This window comes from Bradyrhizobium sp. WSM4874 (genome assembly GCF_055811835.1).
On the sequence record NZ_JBVVPR010000084.1, the window covers coordinates 7340 to 11710 of the forward strand.

Annotated in this window: 1 protein-coding gene and 4 pseudogenes; 2 read left to right on the forward strand and 3 right to left on the reverse strand. The window is 60.0% G+C overall.

The genetic code is table 11. The annotated features are described in order from the left end of the window. Positions 1 to 126: 126 nt before the first annotated feature. Positions 127 to 858 (reverse strand): annotated as a pseudogene (gene repB / locus AC0L3P_RS38245) (plasmid partitioning protein RepB); the annotation flags it as partial. Continuing rightward, a pseudogene (repA, locus tag AC0L3P_RS38250) lies at positions 855 to 1863 on the reverse strand (plasmid partitioning protein RepA); the annotation flags it as partial. The pseudogenes repB and repA, both read right to left, overlap by 4 nt. On the opposite strand from repA, the pseudogene AC0L3P_RS38255 reads away from it, so the two are divergent. Next, positions 1857 to 1961: pseudogene (locus AC0L3P_RS38255) on the forward strand (IS5/IS1182 family transposase); the annotation flags it as partial. The pseudogenes repA and AC0L3P_RS38255 overlap by 7 nt on opposite strands. A 660-nt stretch (positions 1962 to 2621) precedes the next feature. Here the strand turns inward: AC0L3P_RS38255 and AC0L3P_RS38260 are convergent. After that, complete coding sequence (locus AC0L3P_RS38260; protein ID WP_473309202.1) at positions 2622 to 2834, reverse strand: hypothetical protein; 213 nt, start codon at positions 2832 to 2834, stop codon at positions 2622 to 2624. Positions 2835 to 3984: 1150 nt separating this feature from the next. Here AC0L3P_RS38260 and AC0L3P_RS38265 point away from each other — a divergent pair. Further along, a pseudogene (locus tag AC0L3P_RS38265) lies at positions 3985 to 4298 on the forward strand (transposase); the annotation flags it as partial. Positions 4299 to 4371: the final 73 nt, after the last annotated feature.

Below are 4371 nucleotides of genomic sequence, written 5' to 3' on the forward strand. Positions count from 1 at the left end.
TCTGTTTTTTCGCCGGCGCCCCCGGGCCTCCACCCCCACAAAAAAACAAATAAAACGCCTGCTGCGCACCACCCCTTCACACACTTGACCTACCACAATTCACCCCCGCGCCCGAGTCAAAGCCGAGGCATCTTCGTCGAGCGCACTAGCGAGCGCGACCCAGCGGGGCCTACCCGCCTTCGGCGCCCGGCCAATCGCCTCAATCACCTCGACCGGGACGGCGCGGCAGACCGCTCTGAGCCTAGCGAGCTCCGGGTCGTCGATCGAAAGAGAGGCACGGATATCGCGCGGCTTGATTCCGGCCCGATCCATTCGCCACGTAAAAAGGGCGCGCTCAATCCAGCTCAGATCTTGGCGCGCCGCGTTCTCGATACCCTGCGCGACGACAAGCTCACTATCCGATAGTCCGACGACCATGGCTTTGACTTTGACGCCGAGCTCCAATGCCGCCTGCCAGCGCCGATGGCCGTACACGACTTGATAGCGGCCGCTGACGGTCGGATGCCTTCGGACCTGGATCGGGGCCTTCTGGCCTTCCTCGGCGATGAGTTTTTTGAGTGCATCGAAATCGAGTCGGCTGTCGTCGGGCAGCCGGTCCGGAAAGGGCGACGGATCGATAGAGGAGGGGTCGAGCTCGGAGCCGCCACCAGCATCGACCAGCGCTTGGAGCCGGTCACGCTCTTCTCGCAGCTCCGCCAATGAACGCTGTGTTGCTCCGATCACCCCGGCTCCCACACGGAGCGCTGGCTTAATGGGAGCACCAGAACTGGAGGAGGGCTCGCTTGCCTCCGCGTTAGGCGCGGAGTACGAGCCGAAATTAGCAAGGATCGACCTACCCGAAGGTCGTTTGCTGGTCATGCGCGCCCCCAAGCCTGAGCGATGAGTGCGAGGATCTGATCATTGACCGCATCAATGGATTCCCGGGCGCGCTTGGTCGTCGCTGCCGAAATGTTGCCCGGCTCCAACTCATACAGCGTGCGCTTTGCCAGGCCTGCGGTTTCGATCGCTGAGCTTGCTATAGCTGTCGCAGTCAGCACATCTTCACTGAAGAGATGCCGTAGCATGGTTACTACCCGAACCTGAGATTGGTCGAAGGGATCGTGCCGGGTCACAACATAACGAAGAAAGTCCTGCTTCATCGTCGCGCCAGCATCGCGGATCACTGATATGAGATCGCCCATCATAAGCAGGAATTGGCTCATCGACATGACGTCCAGCATCGCAGGGTGAACCGTCAAGAAGCCCGGTCGCCGCATAGATGGCGCCAAGCGTCAGGAACCCCAGCGCAGGTGGCGTGTCGAGAATTACGACGTCGTAGACGTCCTCGACATCCGTCAATGCAAGACGCAAGCGCTCAAAAAACATACTCTCAGGGGCAGCCTGCCGCTTTGCCAAGTGACGCGGCGTCTCGTGTTCGTACTCCATAACCTCGATATTTCCCGGAATGAGGTCGATCCCGGTGAAATAGGTCGGCCGGATGATGTCAGCGATCGGTCTGCGCTCATCATCGTACCGCAGCGCCGCGTAGATGGTCTCGTTCCGCTGAACATCGAGTTCCGGCTGCGCACCGAACATTGCCGACAACGATGCTTGCGGATCCAGATCAATGGCCAAAACGCGATACCCGCAGAGAGCCAGATAATGGGCCAGATGCGCGCTCGTCGTGGTCTTCGCACTGCCACCCTTAAAGTTCGCGACGGCTAAAACCTGCAGGTGCTCGCCTTCCCTCCGGTGAGGCAAGAACCTCAACGCCTCCGTGGGACGCTGCGAGGCAAATAGCTCGCGCAACTCATTGATCTGCGCGAGCGTGTAGGCGCGATGGTTGTTCTCCAGCCGAGCAGGGACCGGGCCTTTCCCTTCGTTTCGCGCCGCCGATGAGCGCGCTCCTCGCCGACAAAGCATATGACGGCGACAACCTTCGCGGCGAAATCGTGCGTCGCGGCGCCAAGCCCGTCATTCCCAAGACCAGGATAGTCCGCGGCCGGCAGATCGAGCCTGGCCACATAGCCCGCACCGATCTTCACGAGCGGCAGGGGCTGCTCCGTCCCGTCGCCGCGGTTCTCCGAGGAGCCCATCCAGACCGCGCCGGAACGCTCCACGACAGGCTCGAGGGCCGCGGCGAGGCCACCGGTCTGGGGTTTATTTGGATCAAAGGGCGCAACGCGGTTCGAAATGATAACAAGCTTCATGTCCGGTTGCTGGTTTACCGTACCAATGCGATGCTCCACATCGTCAGAGACAACAGCATGGAAAGGAGCTGCGCCGGCTTGTTGCTCCAGCTCCAGCGACCGCTCGTCCAGGTGCTGGTCAAAGGCCGGTTGGTTTATCGTTTCATCTTCCCGAGTGGCGTGTGATGTCGCGTGAAAAGCGTCATTGATTCGAGCCATTGCGTAACTCCGCTAGACGATGTTTCCGCTTGATGTCGTTCGCAGATCAGCCCCAAGTTATTTCTACTTCGGCATGTTTCGAAGCGCATGCGCGCACGCATTTACGGCAGGCGAGGACGCCCCGTCGGGAATCTCGTCGCTGATCGGGCTCGCCCGCGGTGGCGCCACGCCGAGGCCGGAAGAGCGCAACAGCGCCGACATCATGCTGCAGGTCGAGAGGCTGGAAGCGTATCTTCAGAACCCTCGGCGTTGCAGAACCGCTCTTTCTCCGCCAGGGAGAAGGAAATACGCGAGGGTCTGAAGACCGCCGACGCGTTCGAGCAGGCGCAGGTGATCCTCGGCGAACACTTCGGCTTTCAGGCGGGCAAGCGCGAGGAGGACGCCTCGCCCGATCCGTGGTGGTTCGTGGGCGACGTTGCGATAATGTTCGAGGATCTTCTTTCGCACGCGTCCTCCGGTAAGCTGAAGGCGGTGCGCGTCCCGTTGACGAGGCGGACAAGGCTGTCGGGCTGCCAGCGCCGAAACTCTTCCCTGTCCACTGGCTCCAGAGCCCGGGCCGGCGCGAGACGGACAATGCGCTCCGGGAGCTCGCCCGCAAACCCTGCCGCCTTCTCTCCGAAGTACGCCTGACTAGCTCTCTGGCACCTTTCTTGAATCTTGTCAGATTGCTGGGCGGCATCACGCAGCTGGTGACCTATCTGCGACCTCCTCAACCGTTCAATAGGGCTGAGCTGCTCAGCAATGATAGCGAGCATCTCCGGTGACAGCTGATCAAGGGCAGTGGTGCTCTCGGGATCACGGGAGGACGGAGCGCTTGACGCTTGGGGCTCAGAGCGCGTCTGCGCCACGACAGAACAGGATGATTGGCCGGTTTCTTCAGGGCCCACAGACGGTTCTGCGGCCGTATCGTCCGCGCTATCAGCTTCGTGGGCGCTAAATTCCAGGATGGGCGCCCTGCCAAGGTTATCAATACCTCTCATACGATCTCCTACTGCGCGACGAGAAGCGGTCCGGACGCCGCATTGGCCGACGGCCTATTTCCTCGCGTACCTACATTATGATTAGCAACTCTACTACAGACAAATGAATATTCATTATCAACCGATAGTTGATCCACATGCTCAACGCGATCATATGTTCGCCTTATGCTCTCGCAGCGCAGTGAGTCAGGCGGTCTGATTGCTCCGGGGAATGTCGTCATTCGGGTTTCATTCAGGTTTGCACCTGGTCTCCTTGGCAGCTGTCTTCTTCCGCCGGAGAGCTCTCTTAAGATCAAAGTCGCTCGGCCTCGAAGATCCCACCCAGTCCGGTCAGCGAACTCTGGATGCCGATGAGGCTTGGCGCAGGCGATACATTTATCGAGTAACCAGTTTTTTATCATTGCAGCGGGCCTGCTAAATGCCCCCTGTTGCTCAGGCGCGCATAGCCATCACCCTGTGGCACGCCGGCTACAACACCGCGCGGCCGCCCGCGACGGTCGCTCGCGCTGCGCTATGCCAAAGGCTCCGCGCCAGCGCCCGTCGCTTCACCCGCCCAGCAGGGCACAACCCACGCCGGAAACGAACTCAAAACTGGATAGAAACTGGGGGCAACGTCAGACGGCCCGATCAACAGCCAATGCTTCCGGGCCTATGTCGAGCAGCAGCTCATCACGGTGCTGAAGCCCGGCGATATTGCCGACACGGATAATCTGGGAAGTCATAAGCCATCAGGCAGATGATCAAGGCTGCCGGCGCCAAGCTTTGGTACCTGCCGCCTTACTCTCCGGATCCCAATCCGATCGAGCAGGCCTTAGCCAAGATCAAACACTGCATGCGCCAAGCTCAGAAACGTACAGTCGAGGACATTGCCGAAAGAATCGAGGCAGCCGAATGCAGGAGCTACTTCGAAAAACGTCCTGAAACGCTCTAGCATTACAGTTGCTTTTGTTGCGGGCTTCTGAATCCATGGGCAACCATGATTCGAATGTCGTGGGCGCGGGCCG